Origin of the sequence: Hylemonella gracilis (assembly GCF_004328645.1) — a bacterium.
GTDB classification, from domain to species: Bacteria; Pseudomonadota; Gammaproteobacteria; order Burkholderiales; family Burkholderiaceae_C; genus Hylemonella; species Hylemonella gracilis_B.
Genome location: NZ_CP031395.1, coordinates 2,943,722 through 2,964,618, shown reverse-complemented (window position 1 = coordinate 2,964,618; position 20,897 = coordinate 2,943,722). Strand labels below are relative to the sequence as shown.

Sequence of the window (20,897 nt, the reverse complement as noted above, 5' to 3'; positions counted from 1 at the left end):
GTGGAGCCGGCAAGGCCTTAGCCACTGGCGTTGCCCCCTGCAAGGGCTGAGGGCTGCGGCTCCAAGCCTGCCTGCGCAGGCTTGGACAGATCGAAGAGCCTGCGCCTCTGGCGTAGGTTTGTGGGAGACGCGCCCAACGAGGCGCGTAGCCTGGGGGTGTTCATTTTGCATGCCAGAAGGGCGTGCCCAGCACGGGCGTGGAGGGCTGGGCCGCGTCCTGTTCGTCCATCGCGCCGCCGAGGTGGGCCGCGCGCCCGGCCTGCACGGCGGCGGCGAAGGCGCCGGCCATCGCCACCGGGTCCCGCGCCAGGGCCACGGCGGTGTTGAGCAGCACGGCGTCGTAGCCCCATTCCATGACCGTGCAGGCGTGCGAGGGCCGGCCCAGGCCCGCGTCCACGATCAGCGGCACGTCCAGGCGCTCGCGCAGCTGGCGCATGGCGTAGGGGTTCACCGGCCCCTTGCCGGTGCCGATGGGCGCAGCCCAGGGCATCACGGCCTGGCAGCCCACGTCCACCAAGCGCTGGCAGAGCACCAGGTCTTCCGTGCAGTAGGGCAGTACCTTGAAGCCGTCCTTGAGCAACTGGTCGGCCGTGTCGACCAGGCGCAGCGTGTCGGGCTGCAGGGTGTAGTCGTCGCCGATCAGTTCCAGCTTGATCCAGTCGGTCTCGAAGACCTCGCGCGCCATCTGCGCGGTGGTGATGACCTCGCGCGGGCTGTGGCAGCCTGCCGTGTTGGGCAGCACGGGCACGCCCAGCTTGCGCAGCAACTGCCAGAAGGCCTGGCCGCTTTCCGGCGACACAGAACCCGCTCCCTGGCGGCGTAGCGATGCCGTCAGCATGGCGGGCCGGGCGGTCTGCACGGCCGCTTCCAGCACTGCGGGCGAGGGGTAGCGCGAGGTGCCCAGCAGCAGGCGACTGGGGAAGGTCTCGCCGTAGAGGACGAGCGGGTCGTCGTGGATCAGGTCATTCTTCATTCGGCCTCCGCTTATCCGCCGGTGACGGGAGAGATGATTTCCACCTGGTCGCCATCGCACAGGGGGTGTTGCGCGTATTGCGTCCTGGGGACGAATTGGGTGTTGACCGCGGCCGCGAACGGCGGCCTGGCCTCGATGGCCGCGACGGCGTCGGCCAGCGTGGCGTAGCCGTCGAGTTCATGGGTCTGTTGGTTGATGAGCACTTTCATGCCGCGATCCTGAGTTCAAGTTGCTCGGCGAGCGTGTGGCGGTCCTGTTCGACGATCTCCAGCGCCGCGTCCAGCAGGGCGGGGGAGATCATGAAACCATGGCGGTACAGGCCGTTGATGCGCATGACCGGCGCGCCGGGTCCGCGTGTCACGCGGATCTCGGGCAGATTGTCCGGCAAGGCAGGGCGGCAATGCGCGGCGATCTCGATGATGCGCCCCTCGGCGAAACCCGGGTGCACGGCGTAGGCCGCGCTCAGCAGCTCCAGCGTGGAACGCACGCTGGGCGGCGACATGTCCTCGCTCTCGATCTCGGTCGCACCGATCACGTAGAGGTCGTTCTGCTTGGGCGCGATGTAGATCGGGTAGCGCGGGTGGATCAGTCGCGTCGGCCGCGTCAACTTCACTTCGGGCGCATGCACCCGGGCCACCTCGCCCGCACGCCGCGCAAAGCGGCGTGCGCTCCAGGTCCATCGCCGCGCAAAGTGGCGTGCATTCCATTGTCATCATCGCGCGGCGCTGTCTGAGCGCGCGCGCCCAGGCCGCGGCAGTCGAAGACCCAGTCCACCGGGCCGTCCTCCGGCCTCGGCCGGTCTTCCGGCGCGCGCGGGCTGTTCCAGTGCAAGGTCACGCCCAAGGCCTGCAGCTCGTGCAACAGGGCGGCGAGCAGTTGCCGGTTGTCGAGTTGTCCTTCACCGGGCAGGTAGAGGCCTTGGGCGAAGCGCTGTTCCAGGCCAGGTTCGAGTGCGTGCACGCCAGCAGCATCCAGGGACTGCATGCGCGGCAACTGCGGTACTTGCTCGCCCGTGGTTCGCAGCAGTTCGGCGAAACGCCGGGCTTCGGCCGTGTCCTGCCGGTGCCAGAGGATGAGCGTGCCCTCCTGCTGGAAGAACACGGGCCGCGCCAGCTGTGCCAGCAACTGGGGCCAGCGCGTCAGGGCGTAGCGGCCCATCTCGACCACATTGCGCTCGGTGATGGCCGATTCCGCCAGCGGTGCCAGCATGGCCGCCGCCACCCGCGCGGCCGCGCCCGGGGCCACGCCCGCGAGGTTGGCGGGCGCGTCGCCCGCCGTGGCCTCGTGCACCGTCACGCGCCAGCCTCGGCGCGCGAGCTGCCAGGCCAGCAACCGGCCCATGAGGCCCGCGCCGAGCACCAGGGCCGAGGATGAAGCGCGCGATGTGGGCATGGTCTCTTTGCTCGTCTGCGTTTTTTGGGGGTGCGTTCGCCTGGGTTCAGCCCAGCACCCGCATGGCCACGGGCGCATAGCCATGGTTCAGCGGGCCATGGCCCACGCCGCCGTTCAGTCCGCCGGTGCGCACGTCCTTGCCTGCCGCGATGGCACCCTGGATCCAGGCCCGCGCGCGCCGCACGGCGTCTTGCAGTTCATGACCGAGCGCGAGGTAGGACGCGATGGCCGAGGACAGGGTGCAACCCGTGCCGTGCACGTTGTCGCTGCCGATGCGCGGGGCCTTGAGGAACAGGGGGGCGCTGTCGCGCGATAGCAGCACGTCCACCACCTCGTCGCCGGGCAGGTGGCCGCCCTTGAGCAGCACGTTCTTCGCGCCCAGGGCCAGCAGTTCGCGCGCCGCGCTCTCCAGCGCCGTCACGCCGTCGATCTTGCGGTCCAGCAGCAGCTCGGCTTCATCCAGATTGGGGGTGACGACCATCGCCAGGGGGAACAGCTGCTTGACCAGCACGCTCACCGTCGCTTCGGCGATCAGGCGGTCGCCACTGGTGGCCACCATGACCGGGTCCAGCACCACGCGTTCGATGCCGTAGTGGCGTATGGCCCAGGCCACGACCTCGACGATCTCGGGCGCGTGCAGCATGCCGATCTTGAGTGCGTCCACGCCGATGTCTTCCACCACGGCCTGAATCTGCGCCTTGAGGAATTCCGGCGGCACCGCGTGGATGCCGGTGACGCCCTGGGTGTTCTGCGCCGTCAGCGCGGTGATGGCCGTCATGCCATAGGCGCCGAGCGCCGCGATGGTCTTGAGATCGGCCTGGATGCCGGCGCCACCGCCGCTGTCCGAGCCGGCGATGGAGAGCACGCGCGGGTAGCGTCGCATGGCCGTCATGCCTTGTCGCGGCTCAGGTAGGCGAGTGCGAAGCTGAAGGCCAGCGCGGGCAAGGCCGAGCCGGTCTGGAAACCGACCACGGAAGTCAGCATGGGCGCGCCATGGTAGACCGCGATGCCGGCGAGCCAGATCAGCAGGGGGCCGACGTGCACGGCCCGCGCGCTGGCGAGCAACTGGACGGTGTTTGCGCCGAAGGCCAGGCGCCCCAGGATCACGCCGAAGAGCGGCACGAAGACCGAGCTCAGCATCAGCAGGAAGGGTTCCAGGGCGTGCATGGGCAGCACCAGGGCGCAGGCCGTGCACAGGGCGGTGATGATGAAACCCCAGAAGCGGATGCTTTTCTTCGGCAGCAGGCTGTGGCTGGACACTGCACCCGAGTAGGCATCGCCATAGGCGTTGTCCACCTCGTCGATCAGGATGAGCGAGAGCGCGATCAGCCCCCCTTGCGCCAGCAGCAGCGCGGTGACGAGGTTGGCGCTGGGCAGCGTCAGCACGACCAGCACGCCCAGGCCGTAGCACCAGACATTGGCCAGGGCGTAACCCAGCCAGGTGCCGCGCAGCGCGGACTTGCCATCGCGCCCGTGGCGCGCGTAGTCGGCCACCAGGGGCAGCCAGGAGATGGGCATGGCGATCACCAGGTCCAGCGCCGACAGCACGCCCATGCCGCCTTCGCCCGGACGGTTCCACAAGGCCGCGAGGCCTTGGGTCTGGGCCATCGAGAGGAACTGCCAGCTCAGCCACAGCAGCGAGAGCACCACCAGCGGCAATGCCACGCGCGCGATCAGCCTGCGCACGAGCGTGACCATGGAGCCGCTGATCAGCAGGGCGACGATGGCGCCCCAGAACAGGGTCGCGAGCCAGGGCACCCAGGCGGCCGAGGCCCCGGTGATGGCCACACTCGCGTCGCGCATCACGACCAGCTCGAAGCTGCCCCAGCCGATCAATTGCACGATGTTGAGCACGATGGGCAGCACAGCGAAGCGTCGGCCGTAGACCGCGTGCATCAGGCCCGCGCTGGCCAGGCCGCTGTCCGCGCCCAGTTTGGCCACACAGCCCAGCAGGAAGGCGCCCAGGATGGAGCCCGCGATGATGGCGATCAGTGCCTCCCGCGTGCCCAGCGCAGGCATCAGGTAGGCGCCGACCTGCATGACCAGCAGGCCCACGCCCAGGCTGAACCAGAGCGAGGCGTGGTCATGGAAGCCGAAGGCGCGGCGCTCGGGGGAGAGGGGGTCGTTGCGTCGTTGACGCCGTTGTTCGATGCGGATGCCATGCGTTAATTCCGGAATAACGTAGGCAGGTGGGCTGGGCTCCAGCGGATCGGTGTCTTGAGTGGACAACTGGAGCGGCTTCCCTGCGCGAGGATTACCTCAATCAGGTTCAAAGGGACTTTCTCAGTCACCGTGTTCCTGGCCTTGCGGCCGGGAGTCGCGGCAACACCCCTAGCGGATGCGCCCCGTGTGGAGCGTGGGGCGGATTTTACGCGTGTCGACGGGTCCGGCGCCGATCTGTTTTGGCGATTCTTGACGGTGGTCAGGTGTTCCCTGGGGCGGGGCGGTGGGGTGAGGCCGCGTGACATGACTTGCGCGCCTTGGCGCCTTGGCTGACACTGGCCACCACGACACGACATTCAGGAGGGGCGATGAAACTGAGCCTGAAGCTGGCCTTGACGGCCCTGGGCGCGCTGGCCTGCGCGGGGTCGCTGGTGGTGGGCCTCGTCGGCTGGCTGGCGGTCGAGCGCCTGACGCACCAGCTGGATACCGCCACCGCCATGGGGGATGCGATGCAGAACGCGGCCCTGGCGGACATGATGCACGACGCGATCCGTTCCGGCGTGCTGCAGGGCTTGCTGGCGGCCCAGGCCCAGGATGCCGCCGGCCTGGCCGCCGCCGCCAAGGAACTGGACGAGCACGCCGCGACCTTCAACCAGCATCTGAGCGCCCTGCAGGCCATCGACCTGCCGCCGGACATCCGCGCCAAGGTGAGCGCCGTCCTGCCCCAGGCCCGTGCCTACGCCGAGATGGGGGCGCGCCTGCTACGCCAGATGGCCACCGACCTGCCGGGCGCGCAGGCCGGCATGCGGGGCTTCCACGACGCCTTCGAGGCGCTGGAAAAATCCCTGGCGGAGCCGAGCGACCTGCTGGAGGCCCATGGCGAGCGCGTGCGTCAGTACGGCGGGGATGTGGCCCGTGAGGCCCACCTCTGGGTGCTCGTGGCCATGGCCTTGGCGACCATCGCCGTGCTGCTCTTGTGCATCCGCATCACGCGTCGGGTGTTGGGCGGACTGGCTGTCGCTGGACGGCTGGCCGAAGCCGTGGCCCAGGGGGACCTGAGCCAGGAGGTGGACGCCACCAGAGGCTACACCGAGGTGCGTGCCTTGATCAGCAACCTGGCGCACATGAACCATAGCCTGCGCCGCCTGGTGCGCAGTGTGCAGCAGGCGGCAGAATCCGTGGCCTCGGCCGGCGTGCAGATCGCCACTGGCAACAACGATCTGTCGGCCCGCACCGAAACCCAGGCCAGTGCCTTGCAACAGACCGCCTCGGCCATCCAGCAGATGACGGCCTCGGTGCGCGAGAACACCGCCCAGGTCCTGCGGGCCAACGAGCAGTCCACGCGGGCGCGTACCGTGGCGGGGCAGGGGGGCGAGGCCGTGGGGGCCTCGGTGGAGACCATGCGCCGCATCGAGGATTCGTCCCGCAAGATCGTGGACATCATCGGCGTGATCGACGGCATCGCCTTCCAGACCAACATCCTGGCCCTGAACGCCGCAGTGGAAGCCGCGCGCGCGGGCGAACAGGGCCGGGGGTTCGCGGTGGTGGCGGGCGAGGTGCGCACCCTGGCCCAGCGCTCAGCCACCGCCGCAAAGGAAATCAAGGAACTGATCCTGGGCAGCGTGCAGGAGATCAGCGCGGGCGCGGGCCAGGTCGGCGGGGCGGGCGCGACCGTCACCGAGGCGGCCTCGGCCATTGGCGAGGTGGCGATCCACATGCAGGAAATCGCCCACGCGATGGAGGAGCAATCGCGGGGCGTGGCGCAGATCAGCGAGGCCATCGCCCAGATCGACCAGGCCACGCAGCAGAACGCGGCACTGGTGGAGCAATGTTCCGCCGCCGCGCAGAGCCTGCGGGATCAGTCGCAAGCCTTGGTGGGCAGCGTGGCGTCGTTCCGTCTGGCCTGAGCGTTCGACGATGCAAACGATGAGGCGCGGCTCGGCAAGGGCAATGCCGTCTTGTAGCGCACCTGCTTGAGCGCGAAGCTGGAGCGGATCTTGTCGATGCCGCTGATGGGGCTGAGCTGCTCCAGGATGAACTTCTCCAGCGCGCCGATGTCGGGCAAGGCCACGCGGATGAGGTAGTCGGAGTCGCCGGTCATCAGGTAGCACTCCATCACCTCGTCGTGCTCGGCGATGCGGCGCTCGAAGTCGGCCAGGTCTTCCTTGCTTTGTGACTTGAGGCTGATGGAAATGAAGACGTTCAGGCCCAGTCCCAGCTTGTTGGCGCTGGCGATGGCGACGTAGCGCTCGATCACGCCCGAAGCCTCCAGCGCCTTGACCCGGGCCAGACAGGGCGAGGGGCTCAGATGCACGCGCCGGGCCAATTCCACATTGGAGAGCGCGCCGTCGCGCTGCAGCTCGTCCAAAATCCGCAAATCGGTGGTATCGAGGTTCATTGGACTGGGGTAATTTGTTTTTGCGGCATTTTATGCCGCCAGTACCGGATTGATAAGCACAGAACGGCAGCCTATTTTGCGTGTCTCTGCCTACATTCAGGCGCATGAACACGCCCGACACCGATCCCCAGGAAACCGCCGAATGGCAAGACGCGTTCGCCGCGCTGATCGCCAGCCAGGGCGCCGAGCGCGCCCGCCATATCCTGAACACCTTGGCGACTCAGGCCCGTGCGCGGCGCATCGGCTGGCAGCCTGAACTGGCCACGCCTTACGTGAACACCATCGCGGTGGACGCGCAGCCTGCCTTTCCGGGCGATCTGGCCATCGAAGAGCGTCTGGCCTCCCTGATCCGCTGGAATGCGCTGGCCATGGTGGTGCGCGCCAACCAGGCTTATGGCGAGCTGGGCGGTCACATCGCCAGCTACGCCAGCGCGGCCGATTTGTTCGAGACCGGCTACAACCACTTCTTCCGTGCACGTGGCGAGGGCCAGGCGCAGGGCCCCGCGAGTCTGGGCGACCTCGTGTTCTTCCAGCCCCACAGCGCGCCGGGCGTGTACGCGCGCGCCTACCTGGAAGGCCGTTTGACCGAGTACGATCTGGCCCACTACCGCCAAGAGCTCACCTCGCCCCAGGCCCGGACCGGCCAAGGCGCGCGCGGCCTGTGCAGTTACCCGCACCCAACCCTGATGCCGGACTTCTGGCAGTTCCCCACGGGGTCCATGGGGATCGGGCCCATCAGCTCGATCTACCACGCGCGCTTCATGCGCTACCTCACGCACCGCCAGTTGCTGGATTGCACGGGCCGCACCGTGTGGGGCGTGTTCGGCGATGGCGAGATGGACGAGCCCGAGAGCATGAGCGCCCTGACCCTCGCCGCCCGCGAGGGCCTCGACAATCTGGTATGGGTGGTGAACTGCAATCTGCAGCGCCTGGACGGCCCGGTGCGCGGCAATGGCCGCATCATCGATGAGCTGGAAAAGCTGTTCGCGGGCGCGGGCTGGAACGTCATCAAGCTCTTGTGGGGCAGCGACTGGGACGGGCTGTTCGCGCGCGACACCACGGGCGCCCTGGCGCGCGCCTTCGCGAACACGGTGGACGGCCAGATGCAGACCTTCGCCGCCAAGGACGGCCGCTACAACCGCGACACCTTCTTCGGCCAGAACCCGGAGCTGGCACGCCTGGCCCAGGGCATGACCGACGAGCAGATTGATCGCCTGAAACGGGGCGGGCACGACATCGTGAAAATCCACGCCGCCTACGCCGCCGCGGTGGCCCACACCGGCCAGCCCACCGTCATCCTGGCCCACACCAAGAAGGGCTACGGCATGGGCAGTGCGGGGCAGGGCAAGATGACCACGCACAGCCACAAGAAATTCGACGAGACCGACCTCATCGCCTTTCGCAACCGCTTTAGCCTGCCGCTCACCGACGAGCAGGTCACGTCCCTCAGTTTCTACAAACCCGCCGACGACAGCCCCGAGCTGCAGTACCTGCACGCGCGGCGCCGGCGGCTGGGCGGCTACCTGCCCCGACGCTTCAGCGATTGCGCCCCGCTGAACGTGCCAGCGCTGGCCAGCTACGCACAGTGGGCGCTGCAGGCCGACGGCAAGGAGATGAGCACGACCATGGCTTTCGTGCGCATGCTGGGCAACTTGCTCAAGGACGGTGAACTGGGGCCGCGCGTGGTGCCCATCGTGGCAGACGAGGCACGCACCTTCGGCATGGCCAACCTGTTCAAGCAGGTCGGCATCTATTCCAGCTTGGGCCAGCGCTACGCGCCCGAGGACATCGGCTCGGTGCTGAGCTACCGCGAGGCGCAGGATGGCCAGATCCTGGAAGAAGGCATCAGCGAGGCCGGCGCCATCGCCAGCTGGACGGCTGCTGCCACCAGCTACAGCGTGCATGGGCTGGCGATGCTGCCGTTCTACATCTACTACAGCATGTTTGGTTTTCAGCGCGTGGGCGACGCGATCTGGGCGGCGGCGGACCAGCGGGCGCGCGGCTTCCTGCTCGGGGCCACCTCGGGGCGCACCACGCTGGGCGGCGAGGGGTTGCAGCACCAGGATGGCAGCAGCCATCTGGTGGCGGCCACCATCCCCAACTGCAAGGCCTACGACCCAGCGTTCGCGGGCGAACTGGCCGTCATCCTCGACCACGGCATGCGCGAGATGCTGGTAGAGCAGAAAGACGTTTTCTATTACGTGACCCTGATGAACGAGAACTACGCCCAGCCTGACTTTCCCGCAGGCTCGGAGCCGGATGCCGTGCGTGGTTGCTACAAATTTAAGAGCTACTCGCGCGATGGCGATGGCGATGGCGATGGCGGCGACGCGGGCGATGGCAGGGCCCGAACGCGTGCGCGCACCCAGCCCAAGGCGACGCAAGCGGCCCCGGCATCGGCACACGTCACGCTGATGGGTTCGGGCGCGATCCTGACCGAGGTGATCAAGGCCGCGCAGCAACTGGCGGCGCAAGGGTTCTGCGTGCACGTGTACAGCGTCACGAGCTGGAGTGAATTGGCCCGCGACGGTCTGACCTCTCAGACCCAAGGCACCACGCCCTTCGTGGCCCAGCAACTGCGTGACAGCCAAGGCCCCATCATCGCCGCCACCGACTATGTGCGCGCCGTGCCGGAGAGTGTGCGGGCCTCTCTTCCGTCAGGCCGCAGCTACACCACCCTGGGCACCGATGGCTTTGGGCGCAGCGACACGCGTGCGGCCTTGCGTGGCCACTTTGGCGTGGATGCGGCCAGCATCGTGCAAGCAGCCCAAGTGGCCTGCGTTGGGGCGCGCCAAAGCGCGTGACGCATCCTGCTCTGGCAAGGTGCTTCATCGGCCGGTGCGCCGATGCGAGAGGTGCACTTGTGTGGAGGCTTCAACCGCCGTTCTGGTACTGCTCCAGCGCAAGGAGCAGGCTGGTTCGGTGTTCGTGGGCGACGGTTTGCCAAGGCAGGGACGACAGGGCGCCTTCAAGCGCCCAGAGCAGGTTGAGCGTGGCTGCAGGCGTGTGCTGCTTGGCTGTGACGTAGGCCGCGACGGAGCCCAGGCTGCGTAGCTCCTCGAGGGACGTGATGCCCGCGGCGACGAGCGCTTGCGCTGATTTCGGCCCCAAGTTGAGCTGCGCGGCTAGCTCTGCTGCAACCGAATCGGGCGCAGAGGGCGGAGACTTCCGCGCACGCGACGAACTGCGCGTGCTTGACCGCGGTCCGGGCGACGACGGGGCGGTGCGCTTGGTTGACATGCAGGGCGAGGCTTTCCAGTGCAGCGTGGGTGGCGTGAACCGCAAGCATACTGAGTGGCGGGGCGGGGTATGCCGCGCCGGGCCCACCGCCAGCGCGCTCATACGGGGATGGCCTTCGGCTTCGCGCTTCAGCCGCGCCTGAAGCCGCTGCGGCATAACTCACTGCGCGCCCACCTTGTCAGGTAGGCGCTCCGTTCAAACACGATGCCGCAAATCAGAGGACGATGCGCCGCACTTGCGGCGCTGCGGCTTCAGGCCCGTCTGAAGCGCCATCCCCGAAATCGCGCGCTGGCGGTGGGCCCGGCGCGGTGGAAGTTGTGCACTGGCACTGCATGCACGAAATCTCCCAAGCCATGGAGGAGCAATCGCGGGGCGTAGTGCAGATCAGCGAAGCCATCGAAATGGGCGGCGATGCCCGTGCGAATAGCGCCCTCGCTAGACTCATGGGCATGACCCTGAAAATTACCGTCTATTCCAAATCCGCCTGCCAGCAATGCGACACGGCCAAGATGCTGCTCAAGAGCCGCTCACTGCCGTTCGAGGAAATCCGCATCGATGACGAGGCCGAGCGCCTGGCGTTCTATGAAAAATGCGGCCCGTCCGTGCGCCAGATGCCGCAGATCTTCATCAACGACCAGCGCGTGGGTGGCGTGGCGGGTCTGCAGGCGGCGCTGGCGCAGTTGCGAGGCTGAGCGCCCAGACGCCATCGTCTAAGTGGCCCCGGCCCTGCGGATCGTCGAGCCTACAGAGAATGGCTATGCATTTTCCGCACCATTTCCCCCGCTCTCTTCTGTAACTGCAATCTGATCAGTCTTCTCCGGTTTTTTCTCGGCCAGCCTGGCTTGTTTTGCAAGGATTCTTCTAATCTTTTGCTGAGTCTCCTTTGCTTTTTCCCCCTCAATGACCTCGCGCTTTAAGACCTCGTTGTTGAGGAAGTCAGAAATCTGCTCGTGATCGATCTTGATTTCAGGGAAAATCTTGCGAACCTCCTTGCGAATTGCCGAAACAATAGGCTCCGTGAGAAGTACTTGGGCAATTGTGAAGCGGTTCACGATTTGTGTGTGCTGGTGGTATGCCCCCATTGCATCTGCGCCGATTCCTTCACGACAAAGAAGGAACATCTTCTTTAGGTCTTCTTCATTCTTAGCGCTGACCTCAAGCAGGTTGAATGAGGAAACCTCTTCGTGGTCAATCGGCTGACCAAACTTGATTCTATGCAGATGCCACTCGACGGAGTTGGTAAGAACAACCCACTCAATACCTTGATTCGCGCCGTAATTCACTGCTTGGCGAAGGTGCGAATCGTTGAGACTGACTCCTGCTGCCTTAACTTCAATCAGATATTTGATTTTTCCATCGATCTTCACAGCAAGATCACAGAAGGTGCCGCGAATCTGCTGCTCACTCGTGAGTTCTGAATATTTGTCAAAGCCGAAACAGTCGGCAAGGATATCTTTGATGAGCGTAACCGTATCTGCCTCCGAAACATCTCTCGATTTATGAGAGGCGGCAACGATTTGATACGCTTTTAGGTCTCCTGCAATGCGATCTACGACCTTCTTTGGAATTTTCAACATCCTGCATCTCCTTGATTTAACTACCCAAATTTTCAAAATTCACTAACGTTTTTTAGGCGCCAGGGCCGACGCTATGCGTTTCCAGTGATATAAAAAGCCGTGAAATCCCGCATGCTTGATGGCGCAGCCACCTGTGCAAGATGGAAAAATCGAAATGAAGTCGTGACATCAACCGCAATTCGCACCGGGCCTGCCCCCAGCGCGCGATTTCGGGGATGGCGATGAGGCGATGCTGAACAAGTCTCGCCGCGTGCCGCATCCGCATGGCGGGCGGTCTGCGGCGTTGCAAATCCTCGCCATAGCTGGGCTATGGCTGCGGTTTGCGCCTTGCATCCCATCCCGTCATGTGGCGCAGCCCATCGGCAGACTCATTCAGCATCACCTGGCCGGGCATGAAGCCGCAGCGCCGCAAGTGCGGCGCATCGTCCTCTGATTTGCGGCATCGTGTTTGAACGGAGCGCCGCAGGCGCGCAGTAAGTTATGCCGCAGCGGCTTCATGCCCGTCTGAAGCGCGAAACCGAAGGCCATCCCCGTATGAGCGTGCTGGGGGCAGGCCCGGTGCGACTCTTCCACGAAGCCACAAAAAAGCCCGCACGAAGCGGGCTTGGTTTCCATCAGCGCCGCCCTGTGAACAACACAGGACAGGAGAAGCACAAAGGTCAGTCAAACACCGGCGACTCCACTCCCAGCACCTTGTGCAGCTTGGGGCTGGTCGTCGTGTACTGCAGGTGCACCTTCTTGTCCGGGTTGATGAAAGGCATGGCGCCAAAGGCGGCCAGGGCGCATTCGTGGAAGCCGCTCAGGATCAGCTTCTTCTTGCCCGGGTAGGTGTTGATGTCGCCCACGGCGAAGATGCCCGGCACGCTGGTGCTGAACTTTTCCGTGTCCACCACCAACTGCTTGCGCTCGATGGCCAAGCCCCAGTCCGCGATCGGCCCGAGCTTGGGTGACAGGCCGAAGAAGACCAGCAGCATGTCCAGCGGCACCACACGCGTCACGCCGTCGCCGCCTGTCACCTTCACGGCGGCCAGTTTGCCGTCCTTCTCCTCGAAGTCCGTGATCTGCCCGACCATGAACTGCATCTCATAGGCCTCGCACAGTTCCCGCATCTTGGCCACGTTGGCAGGCGCGGCCTTGAAGCCGTCGCGGCGGTGCACGAGGATCACGCTCTCGGCCTTGTTCGGGCCTTCGCTGGTGAAGTTCAACGTCCAGTCCAGGGCGGAGTCGCCTCCGCCCACGATCAGCAGGTTCTTGCCCGCGAAATCGGCCGGGTTCTTGACGCGGTAATGGAGCTGCGTGCCCGTGAATTTGTCCAGCCCGTCCACCTTCAGCGTGCGCGGCTCGAAGGCGCCCACGCCCGCGGCGATGAAGATGGTCTTGGTGATGAAGCGGGTGCCCTTGTCGGTCTCGACATCAAAGCGCCCGTCGTCGCGTTTCTGCACCACGGTCACGGTCTGGCCCAGGTGGAAGGTGGCGCCGAAGGGCTCGATCTGCTTGAGCAGGGAGTCGGTCAGCTCTTGTCCCGTGCAGACGGGCACGGCCGGAATGTCGTAGATCGGCTTGTCCGGATACAGCTCGATGGGTTGGCCGCCGGGGTAGGCGAGCGAGTCGATCACATGGGTCTTGACTTCGAGCAGACCGAGTTCGAAGACCTGGAACAGGCCCACGGGGCCTGCGCCGATGATGACGGCGTCGGTCTCGATCACGGGGCTGTCAGGGCCGCCGACATGGGTGTGGAACGGGGTTTGGAACTGCACGGTAACGTAGAGAGCGAGCCGGGCCGGCCCAGTGTTGAGAAATCAGCGGCGTGGGCGCGTCGAGGTTCAGCGCTGAAGCTCGGACAGTTTGCCGGTCTTGTCTTTCCACTGCTCGGCATCCGGCAGGGCCGCCTTGCGCTTGGTGATGCTCTTCCAGCCCGGTGCGCGGGCCAGTTCCGCATTCAGCTTGATCATGTGCATCTGGCCGGACGGCACGTCTTCCTCGGCGTAGATGGCATTGACCGGGCATTCGGGGATGCAGACCGCGCAGTCGATGCACTCGTCCGGGTCGATGGTCAGGAAGTTCGGACCTTCGCGGAAGCAGTCGACGGGGCAGACATCGACGCAATCGGTGTATTTGCAGCGGATGCAGGCTTCAGTGACGACGTGGGTCATTGGTGGTTCTGGCTGGGTGGAAACCCGCGATTTTAAAGGATGAGGCCTGGGATCGGCTCAGGCTGCGGCTGCGTTCACCAGAACGGCCCCTGCCGTCCGGTGGCTGGCCGTGTCGACCAGGATGAGCGAACCCAGCACCCGCGCCTGGGCAAAGGGCAGGACGGCCAGCGGGGCTTGCAGCGTCAGTTCCACGTGGCCGATGCTGTTGGCCTCGAGTTGCTGGGCTTCTTCCTTGGCCAAGGTCTGGATGTTCAGGCGGTGCGCGATGCGCGCCACCTTGGCCTTGACCCAACGGTGGCCATGCAGGGCCCAGTAAACCCTGCCCGGCACCAGGGGTTCATCGTCCAGCCAGGCGACGGTGGTCTGCAGCGTCTGGGTGGCGGGCGCGTGCCCGGTCGAGAGCAGCCAGTCGCCGCGCGACACGTCCACCTCACGGTCGAGCACGATGCCGGCGCTGTGGCCGGCGCTCACATCACCGGGCTGGCGGACATGGTCCAGCACCTGCGCCACCATGGCGGTCAGGCCGCTCGGAAAGACGGTGATCTCGTCGCCGGCCCGTACCGAGCCCGCGGCCACGCGGCCCCAGAACACGCGGCGGCCTTGCGAGGTGTCGGCGGAGGACGAGAACTTCTCGACCCATTGCACGGGAAAGGCGAACGGCATGTTCCCATCCGCAGGCGTGACGGGCAGTGCTTCCAGGATTTGCAGCAGGGTGGGGCCGTTGTAGCCGCACCAGCCTTGCTGCTCCGCAGCGTCCACCACGTTCCAGCCCTTCAGGGCAGAGACGGGCACGGTGGCCTGGACATTCAGGCCCGCGCTTTGCGCGAAGGCCGCGAGCGCGGCGCCGATGTGCTGGAACGCCAGCGCGGCGTCGTCCACCGCGTCGAGCTTGTTGACCGCGAACACGATGCCCGGCACGCGCAACAACTGCAGCAGCAGGCTGTGGCGGCGGGTCTGGGGCAGCAGGGCGAGGGCCGGGTTTTTCCAGTCCAGCTTGGTCGCGTCGATCAGCACCACGGCCGCGTCGGCGCTGGAGGCCGCCGTGACCATGTTGCGCGTGTACTGTTCATGGCCTGGCGCGTCGCCGATGATGAACTTGCGCGTCTCGGTGCTGAAGTAGCGGTAGGCCACGTCGATGGTGATGCCCTGCTCGCGCTCGGCCGTGAGGCCGTCGGTCAGCAGCGCCAGGTCGGTCTGGCCCTGGCGCTGCACGCCGGCCAGGTGGTCTTGCAGCACGGCGCGGGTGTCGACCAGCAGGCGGCCAATCAGCGTGCTCTTGCCATCATCCACCGAGCCGCAAGTGATGAACTTGAGCGCGGAGGCGGTGGATGAGATGTTAGAAATCGTCATAAGTTTTCCTATTCGCGAACCACCGCGGAACCGGCTTTGCCGGGCCGCTGGTGGTGCCCCTTGAGGGGGAGGCGGAGCGACACGAAGTGCGCGCAGCCTGGGGGGAGCTTAAAAATACCCGTCTTTCTTGCGCTTCTCCATCGAAGCGTCGCTGGTTTGATCGTCCATGCGGGTCGCGCCGCGTTCGCTGACTTCGGCGGCCAGGGTCTCGATCACGATGTCGTTGGCGTTCGCGGCGGTGCTGGCCACGGGGCAGGTGCAGGTGATGTCGCCCACGGTGCGGAAGCGCACGTCGCGCACGACAACCTGCTCGCCCGCCTTGGGCGGCGTGAGCTCGGTCACGGGCACGAGCAGGCCTTTGCGTTCCACCACTTCGCGTTGGTGCGTGTAGTAGAGGCCGGGCAGGGCCACGTTTTCACGGGCGATGTACTGCCACACGTCCAGCTCGGTCCAGTTGCTGATGGGGAAGACGCGGAAATGCTCGCCCGGCGCCAGGCGGGTGTTGAACAGCGTCCAAAGTTCGGGCCGCTGGGCCTTGGGGTTCCACTGACCGAAGCCGTCGCGGTGGCTGAAGATGCGTTCCTTGGCGCGGGCCTTTTCCTCGTCGCGCCGCGCACCGCCGATCAGCGCGTCAAAGCGGAATTCCTCGATGGCCTCGAGCAAGGTGACCGACTGGTGGGCGTTGCGCGATTCGCCGGCATGCGCCAGCCGCACCGTGCCGCGCTTCATGGAATCTTCCACGTTGCGCACGATGAGTTGGGCGCCGAGCTCGGCCGCGCGCTGGTCGCGAAAGGCCGTGACTTCCGGGAAGTTGTGGCCGGTGTCGATCATCAGCAGCGGGTAGGGCAGATTGCCGGTACCAAAAGCCTTCTCCGCGCACTTGAGCAGCACCAGCGAATCCTTGCCACCCGAGAACAGCAGGGTCGGGCGCTCGAAGGCGGCGGCGACTTCGCGCAGGATGAAGATGGTTTCTTCCTCGAGCGCGTCAAGGTGGGCATTGCTGAGCTGGTGCTGCGCAGGGGCCAGCAGTTCCGGCCGAAGTTCCAGGGGGGGGCGAGCGTTCATGACCTTGGTCGTCTCCATTCAATGCGCGATGTGCAGACCGCATTCGCGCTGCGCTTCACCCTTGGTCGGGTCCACGTAGTCGAAGTTGTTGGGCAGTCCGTGCGTTTCGCAGTACTGGTGCAGGTCCTTGGAAGACCAATGCAGCAGCGGTGCGACCTTGATCAGGCCATCGGGGTTGATGCTGACCGGCTCCATCTGGGCGCGCACGGCGGAATCGGTGGCGCGCAGCGCGGTGAACCAGACTTGGGGCGCGGTCTCGCGCAGCGCGCGGGCGAAGGGCTCCAGCTTCACTTCTTCCGTGAAGGCAGCGTGGCGCGGGTCGTCGAGCCCGGGTACCGGTCCTTCCACCGCCTCGCGGTGCGCGCGCGTGCGGCGCGGCAGGTAGATGCGCAGGTTCAGCCCCAGCAAACGCGTCACCTCGTCGGCGTAGCGGTAAGTGGCTTCGGTGTTGTAGCCATTGTCCATCCAGACCACGGGCACGTCGGGTTGCACGCGCGTGACCAGGTGCAGGATCACCGCCTCGAAGGGGCGGAAATTCGTGGTGACGATCGCGGTCTTGTTCAGGCCCAGCGCCCAGGCCACCAGGGCGGGCGCGTCGTGGCCGTGCTGGGCGTTGACTTGCGCGAGATCAGCGGCGCTGATGCCGCTGCCCGCGTTGACCGCGCTGGCGGGGTTCAGACGGTTGTTCATGCGGGCTCCCGCGCGAAACGCGGTTGTGTCAACACGGCGTCGCCCTGGTAATAAGACGGAAAACGCGCGAGCTGGCGATGCGCGGTGGCCAAGTCCTGGCCTTCCTTGAGCACGGCCTGGGTGAAGCCGTTGCGCGCCATCAGCGGCAACTGGTCGGCCAGCACATCGCCGGTGGCGCGGATGTCACCCTGGAAGCCCAGGCGGCGGCGCAGCAGGAAGGCCTGGCTGTGGGCGCGGCCATCGGTGAAGGCAGGGAAATGGAGGTCGACGCGCTTCACGCCGTCGAGCTGCACGGTGCGCGGGTCGGCATCATTCGGCAGGACCAGCACCTCGGCGGCGCTGGCGTCGGCGGCGGCGCCGCTCTGTGCATCGTGGGCGGAGATGAGTTGCAGGGGCATGGTGGTCTTTGGGCTCAGGCGGTGGCAGTCTCTTCGGTGTCCGCGCTCGGGTGGCGGGCCTGCTGTCCAGCCTGCTTGAAGGGATCCACACCGACCCGCCGCAGCGTGTCGATGAACAGTTCCTGGCGGCCGTCGGCGCCGGTCGCGCGCAGCTCGCGGTAGGTGTCGAGCAGGGCCTCGATCACGTCCGGCACCTCGTGCGAGGAGAAGGACGGACCGATGACCTTGCCCGGCACGGCCGCGCCCGACAGGGCCTTGCCGTCCGAGCCGCCCACCGTCACCTGGTACCACTCCTTGCCGTCCTTGTCCACGCCGAGGATGCCGATGTGGCCGCTGTGGTGGTGGCCGCAGGAGTTGATGCAACCGCTGATGTGCAGGTCGATCTCACCCAGGTCTTCCAGTTCGTCCAAGTCCTGGTAGCGCACCGTCACGGCCTCGGCCAGCGGCAGCGAGCGGGCGTTGGCCAGGTCGCAGAAGTCACCACCGGGGCAGGCGATCATGTCGGACAGCAGGCCGATGTTGGCCTTGGCCAGACCCAGGCGCTTGGCCTCGCGCCAGAGCGCAGGCAGTTGCGCGGCGGCCACCCATGGCAGCAGCAGGTTCTGCTGGTGCGTCACGCGCGCTTCGCCGGCGCTGTAACGCTCGGCCAGCTCCGCCACGGCGTCGAGCTGCGCGGCGGTGGCGTCGCCGGGCGACTGGCCCGGGCGCTTGAAGGAGAGCGTGACCGCACGCAAGGCTGGGTTCTGGTGCGCGTGCACATTGCGCTGCAGCCAGCGCTGGTATTCGGCCTGTTCGGCGGTGGCCACCGGCTCGGCGGCTTGCGCGGCGGCGCCGCCCAGCTTCAGGGCCGGGGGCACGAACCCCGCGCTCACGCGCTGCAGCTCGTCGGCCCTGACGGTGTGCGGAGCGCCGTCGTGCTCGAGGATCTGCTGGTATTCGGCTTCGACCTCGTCCACATAGCGCTGGCCCTCGGCCTTCACCAGGATCTTGATGCGCGCCTTGTACTTGTTGTCGCGGCGGCCCCAGCGGTTATAGACACGCACCACCGCTTCAAGGTAGTTGAGGATCTGCTCGGCCGGCAGGAATTCGCGGATCACGGTGGCGATGGTCGGCGTGCGGCCCATGCCGCCGCCCACCAACACCTTGAAGCCGAGTTCACCCGCCGCGCCGCGGACGAGGTGCAGGCCCACGTCGTGCCAAGGGGTGGCCGCGCGGTCTTCGCGCGCGCCGGTGATGGCGATCTTGAACTTGCGCGGCAGGTAGGCGAATTCGGGGTGCAGCGTGCTCCACTGGCGCATGACCTCGGCCCAGGGGCGCGGGTCGGCGACCTCGTCCACGGCCACGCCCGCCAGGGCGTCGGTGGTGATGTTGCGGATGCAGTTGCCGCTGGTCTGGATGCCGTGCATGTCCACGGTGGCCAGCAAGTCCATCACGTCCGCGCTCTTGTCCAGCGGGATCCAGTTGAACTGCACGTTCTGCCGGGTGGTGAAGTGGCCGTAGCCCGTCACCAGCTTGCTGCCGATGGCCTGACCGTCACGCAGTTGCACGTCGCCCAGTTTGTTCTGCGCCGCCACGGCGCCTTGGAAGACCTCGTGCGTGGGCTGGTCGTATTCACGGGCGATGCGCGCCAGCACGCGCAACTGAGGGGCTGAGATCTCGCCGTAAGGCACGGCCACGCGCAGCATGGGCGCATGGCGCTGCACATACCAGCCGTTCTGCAGACGCAAAGGCCGGAATTCTTCTTCGCTGAGCTGGCCGCTCAGGCGGCGTTGTAGCTGGTCGCGGTGCTGTTCCGCGCGCAGCCGGATGAACTGACGGTCGAAATCGGTGTACTGGTACATGGGCGTGACTGTAAAAGTCACGCTTTCAATTCCAAACTACATTTTGCTTAGGAGTCCATGACTACCAGTAATAAGCAAATCCGCGCGCCCGACAAGCACCGGACGACGCTCAGCGCAGCGGCGCCAGTGTCTGCTGCACCAGGTCCAGGCAGGCGGGTGCGTCCAGGTGGACGACGGCCTGCACGGCGTGCTGGTCGGTGCTCCACCCGGGGTGGGGGTAGGGCGGCAGACCCAGGTCAGCGTGCCGGTCCAGCAGCAACTGACCTTCGGCCAGGCCGTCATAGGCGACCCGGGCCGGGCCGCTGACGAGGCGAAACAGCTCGGGTTGCACCATCCAGACCAGGGCCAGCACACCGGGCGTGGCAATGGCCGGGGGTAGCGCGCTGGCCGATGCCACTAGCCCGGATTCCTCGGCCTGGACTCGGGACTGGTGGCGGGCAGCGTGCCAGAGCAGTTGCCGTAGCTGGCTGGCCCCGTCCTGCGCCGCCCAGTGTTCCAACCAGGCCAGTGGCAGCGGCGCGGCGCGGCTGACGTTCAGGCCCAGCAGCGTCAGCGCGAACCCCGCACCGAGCACCACGTCCGCCGCGTGCGGGTCGGACCAGAGGTTGAATTCGGCCCCGGGCGAGACATCGCCGGGGGCGTCCAGGCAGCCGCCCGCGACCACCACTTGCTTCAGGAGTTGTGGCAGCCTGGGTTCCAGACGCAGGGCCTGGGCCAGGTTGCTCAGCGGGCCGCCGCACAGCAGGGAGATTTCACCGGGATGGGCCATGGCCATCTGAACGATGCCGCGCGCGGCGGAACGCGGATCCGTGCCGCGTCGCAATGGGGCATCACCGGTCCAGTCACCCAGGCCGTCCTGGCCATGCAGGCCGGGGTCAGGCAGCCATTCCCCCTTGCGCGTGGGCGTGACGACGCCTTCGCAGACGGGCAAATCTTCCCGACCCAGCAGCACGCTCAGGCGCAAGGCGTTGCGCGTGGCTTGGGGCAGTGCCACGCGGCCAAAACTCGTGGTGATGGCCTGCAGCTCAAACCCCCGATGGGCATGGGCGAAGACCAGGGCGAGCGCGTCGTCGAGGCCGGGATCGATGTCGAGAATCAGCTTGTGCGGCATGGGTCTATTTTGCGCCATGCCACCAGCGCTCAGGCCAGTCCACCCGGTGGTTCAGGCAGCGAGCAATTGGCGAATCTGCGCGGCCACCTCGGCACCTGCTCGTTCCGGCGAGGCGGGTACCCGCAGCCAGCCCAGGGCGCCGGTCTGGACCGCCGCCGGCATCCGCGCTTCGGCAGTCGAGGGGGTGGCCAGGGCCAGGACCCGGCAGCCCGTCAGGCGTCGTCGCGCGTGCCGGATCAGGGTGTGGCCGCCTTCTTCGGGCAGGTCCAGGTCGACCACCAGCAGGTCCACCATGCCGCCATCGATGGCGACCAGACCGGTCTCCAGCGTGTGTGCGCCACGCACCGAACCGACTTCCAGCATCGCGGCCAGCGCCTGCACCAGCTGTTGCTTCAACGCAGGGTCATGCGCCACCACCAAAGCGCACAAGGGTTTGGCCCCAACTGCGGAGGCGGGTTCGGGCTGCGGCGGCAAGGGAGAGGCGTAAGCGGAGTTGTCCATGGCGGCGGGGCGATGGTGGGCAGGCGGTTCGGCATTGTGGATGCC

At 66.5% G+C, this 20,897-nt stretch carries 18 protein-coding genes, 2 pseudogenes and 1 riboswitch; of the genes and pseudogenes, 3 read left to right on the top strand and 17 right to left on the bottom strand.

Features of this window, described 5'->3' with window-relative positions; genetic code table 11:
- Nucleotides 1-160 precede the first annotated feature (160 nt).
- From DW355_RS13925 to DW355_RS13905, 5 genes and pseudogenes are all read right to left on the bottom strand, one after another.
- The gene (locus tag DW355_RS13925; protein ID WP_131280902.1) at nt 161-973 is read right to left on the bottom strand and encodes a thiazole synthase; all 813 of its coding nucleotides are present in this window, start codon (nt 971-973) and stop codon (nt 161-163) included.
- Nucleotides 974-984: 11 nt separating this feature from the next.
- The gene (gene thiS, locus DW355_RS13920; protein ID WP_131280901.1) at nt 985-1,182 is read right to left on the bottom strand and encodes a sulfur carrier protein ThiS; all 198 of its coding nucleotides are present in this window, start codon (nt 1,180-1,182) and stop codon (nt 985-987) included.
- A pseudogene (locus tag DW355_RS13915) lies at nt 1,179-2,314 on the bottom strand (FAD-dependent oxidoreductase). Before DW355_RS13915 ends, thiS begins: the two are co-directional and overlap by 4 nt.
- 97 nt (nt 2,315-2,411) lie before the next feature.
- A complete protein-coding gene (gene thiD / locus DW355_RS13910) occupies nt 2,412-3,248 on the bottom strand; it encodes a bifunctional hydroxymethylpyrimidine kinase/phosphomethylpyrimidine kinase (RefSeq protein WP_131280899.1) in 837 nt (278 codons plus the stop codon).
- A 5-nt stretch (nt 3,249-3,253) separates the two neighbouring features.
- On the bottom strand, nt 3,254-4,516 hold the full coding sequence (locus tag DW355_RS13905; RefSeq protein ID WP_131282741.1) for a purine-cytosine permease family protein: 1,263 nt from the start codon (nt 4,514-4,516) through the stop codon (nt 3,254-3,256).
- Between the two features lie 72 nt (nt 4,517-4,588).
- Nucleotides 4,589-4,708, bottom strand: a riboswitch (TPP riboswitch).
- A gap of 188 nt (nt 4,709-4,896) precedes the next feature.
- Between DW355_RS13905 and DW355_RS13900 the strand changes: the two genes are divergently transcribed.
- On the top strand, nt 4,897-6,435 hold the full coding sequence (locus DW355_RS13900) for a methyl-accepting chemotaxis protein (protein ID WP_131280898.1): 1,539 nt from the start codon (nt 4,897-4,899) through the stop codon (nt 6,433-6,435).
- 32 nt (nt 6,436-6,467) lie between these two features.
- Here the strand turns inward: DW355_RS13900 and DW355_RS13895 are convergent.
- Nucleotides 6,468-6,926 (bottom strand): annotated as a pseudogene (locus DW355_RS13895) (Lrp/AsnC family transcriptional regulator); the annotation flags it as partial.
- A gap of 104 nt (nt 6,927-7,030) precedes the next feature.
- On the opposite strand from DW355_RS13895, the gene aceE reads away from it, so the two are divergent.
- The gene (aceE, locus tag DW355_RS13890; RefSeq protein ID WP_131280896.1) at nt 7,031-9,730 is read left to right on the top strand and encodes a pyruvate dehydrogenase (acetyl-transferring), homodimeric type; all 2,700 of its coding nucleotides are present in this window, start codon (nt 7,031-7,033) and stop codon (nt 9,728-9,730) included.
- 70 nt (nt 9,731-9,800) lie between these two features.
- Here aceE and DW355_RS18410 read toward each other — a convergent pair whose 3' ends face one another.
- Entirely contained in the window at nt 9,801-10,166 is a 366-nt protein-coding gene (locus DW355_RS18410) for a TfoX/Sxy family protein (protein ID WP_131280895.1), read from the bottom strand.
- A 332-nt stretch (nt 10,167-10,498) separates the two neighbouring features.
- On the opposite strand from DW355_RS18410, the gene DW355_RS13880 reads away from it, so the two are divergent.
- The gene (locus DW355_RS13880) at nt 10,499-10,858 is read left to right on the top strand and encodes a glutaredoxin family protein (RefSeq protein WP_242671166.1); all 360 of its coding nucleotides are present in this window, start codon (nt 10,499-10,501) and stop codon (nt 10,856-10,858) included.
- A 63-nt stretch (nt 10,859-10,921) separates the two neighbouring features.
- Here the strand turns inward: DW355_RS13880 and DW355_RS13875 are convergent, their stop codons facing one another.
- The 10 genes from DW355_RS13875 to DW355_RS13830 all read right to left on the bottom strand — a co-directional run bounded on the left by DW355_RS13875 (nt 10,922) and on the right by DW355_RS13830 (nt 20,852).
- Nucleotides 10,922-11,743 (bottom strand): type I restriction enzyme HsdR N-terminal domain-containing protein, encoded by an 822-nt coding sequence (locus DW355_RS13875; protein ID WP_131280893.1) that lies wholly within the window; start codon nt 11,741-11,743, stop codon nt 10,922-10,924.
- 659 nt (nt 11,744-12,402) lie between these two features.
- Entirely contained in the window at nt 12,403-13,500 is a 1,098-nt protein-coding gene (locus tag DW355_RS13870; RefSeq protein WP_131280892.1) for an NAD(P)/FAD-dependent oxidoreductase, read from the bottom strand.
- Between the two features lie 66 nt (nt 13,501-13,566).
- Nucleotides 13,567-13,896, bottom strand: coding sequence for a ferredoxin FdxA (fdxA, locus tag DW355_RS13865; protein ID WP_131280890.1), 330 nt, complete (start codon nt 13,894-13,896; stop codon nt 13,567-13,569).
- A 57-nt stretch (nt 13,897-13,953) separates the two neighbouring features.
- A complete protein-coding gene (locus tag DW355_RS13860; RefSeq protein ID WP_131280889.1) occupies nt 13,954-15,246 on the bottom strand; it encodes a sulfate adenylyltransferase subunit 1 in 1,293 nt (430 codons plus the stop codon).
- Between the two features lie 108 nt (nt 15,247-15,354).
- Complete coding sequence (cysD, locus tag DW355_RS13855) at nt 15,355-16,311, bottom strand: sulfate adenylyltransferase subunit CysD (protein WP_131280888.1); 957 nt, start codon at nt 16,309-16,311, stop codon at nt 15,355-15,357.
- 18 nt (nt 16,312-16,329) lie between these two features.
- Nucleotides 16,330-17,001, bottom strand: a complete 672-nt coding sequence (locus DW355_RS13850; protein ID WP_207388028.1) for a phosphoadenosine phosphosulfate reductase family protein — start codon at nt 16,999-17,001, stop codon at nt 16,330-16,332.
- Entirely contained in the window at nt 16,998-17,399 is a 402-nt protein-coding gene (locus tag DW355_RS13845) for a DUF934 domain-containing protein (protein WP_242671165.1), read from the bottom strand. Before DW355_RS13845 ends, DW355_RS13850 begins: the two co-directional genes overlap by 4 nt.
- A 14-nt stretch (nt 17,400-17,413) precedes the next feature.
- On the bottom strand, nt 17,414-19,240 hold the full coding sequence (locus tag DW355_RS13840) for a nitrite/sulfite reductase (protein WP_131282734.1): 1,827 nt from the start codon (nt 19,238-19,240) through the stop codon (nt 17,414-17,416).
- Nucleotides 19,241-19,349: 109 nt separating this feature from the next.
- Complete coding sequence (locus tag DW355_RS13835; protein WP_165493200.1) at nt 19,350-20,351, bottom strand: nucleoside hydrolase; 1,002 nt, start codon at nt 20,349-20,351, stop codon at nt 19,350-19,352.
- A gap of 51 nt (nt 20,352-20,402) precedes the next feature.
- Nucleotides 20,403-20,852 (bottom strand): response regulator, encoded by a 450-nt coding sequence (locus tag DW355_RS13830; protein WP_131280886.1) that lies wholly within the window; start codon nt 20,850-20,852, stop codon nt 20,403-20,405.
- Nucleotides 20,853-20,897: the final 45 nt, after the last annotated feature.